The organism is Devosia elaeis (assembly GCF_001650025.1).
In the GTDB taxonomy this organism is placed as follows: Bacteria; Pseudomonadota; Alphaproteobacteria; order Rhizobiales; family Devosiaceae; genus Devosia; species Devosia elaeis.
In genome coordinates, this window is the sequence record NZ_LVVY01000031.1 from 1 (window position 1) to 1,187 (window position 1,187).

The 1,187-nt window shown below is 63.0% G+C and carries 1 protein-coding gene; it reads left to right on the forward strand.

The genetic code is table 11. The annotated features are described in order from the left end of the window. Nucleotides 1–70: 70 nt before the first annotated feature. The coding region (locus A3840_RS01585) for an AAA family ATPase (RefSeq protein ID WP_131798209.1) at nt 71–1,187 on the forward strand (1,117 nt) is incomplete at its 3' end.

Here is a 1,187-nt window from a genome sequence, read left to right on the forward strand (position 1 = left end):
TGATTGACGCTGAGGCTCACCCTGTTTGACGCGCAGCAAGGCCCCCAGTGCCGAATGGGTGGATCCGCTGATGCGTGCAGCCAAGCGGCTGGGCGAGTGGAAGTTCGCCCATGCGGTGAGCGAACCTCCCCGCAAGTCCACGCATGGCATGACCACCTCCGACCAGGCTGTCTTCGTCATGGCAAACGGCGGCCGCATCATCGGGGTCACGCAGAACCTGCACTACCTGCCGAAGGCCATGACCGCCTCAGCCGACATCCGCATCAAGATCGATCATCCCGATGACGAGCTCCTGCGGCAGGCCATCAAGATGGCCACCGGTCGGTATCCACGCTCCATGCCGGCTGGCGTCTCCCATGGCTTGGACTACTCGGACATTTGTGGCGCAATCCGAACCGGTAGCTCGGCCAAGGCGTGCATCGAACGTCTGGTGGCCGCCTCGAAGGCAAAGTCGGAAGCCGCGCCTGGGCTCGAGGATGTGCCTCCTGTGGAGGAACTGTTCGGCTATGGTGATGAGCTGGAGGGATGGGCCAAGGCGTTGATCTCCGACCTCGGTGCCTGGCGTGCCGGCAAGCTGGAATTCTCGGCCATCCAGCGCACCGCGGTGTTGGCTTCCGAGCCCGGCCTGGGCAAGACGACGTTTGTCCGCAGCTTGGCCAAGTCTGCCGGGGTGCCGTTCTTCCCCACCTCTGTTAGCCAGTGGTTCGCCAACAGTCCCGGCTACCTCGACAGCATCATCAAGCAGATCGACCAGGCATTCGCAGAGGCGGCAGCGGTCGCGCCGGCCATCTTGTTCCTGGACGAGATCGAATCCATCCCTAATCGGGCTACCTTGGATCACCGGGCTGACTGGTGGGTTCCGGTTGTCGGGCACATGCTGCTCAAGCTCGACAGCGCCACCTCGGCTGACAGCGCAAAGCTGATCGTCATTGGCGCGACCAACCATCCCGATAGGCTCGACGCGGCTCTGGTTCGTCCAGGTCGATTGTCGAAGATTATCCATATCGAGAAGCCGGGCGCCGAGGCACTTGAAGGCATCATCCGCCAGCACCTCGGCAAGGATCTCCCGGATGCCGACCTCGCTGTCGTTGCCAAGCTTGGCGTGGGCGCCAGCGGTGCCCACGTGCATGACTGGGTAAAGTCGGCCCGGTGGCCTGACCCCATAGGGTGGTCCGGTTTCAGTCTTA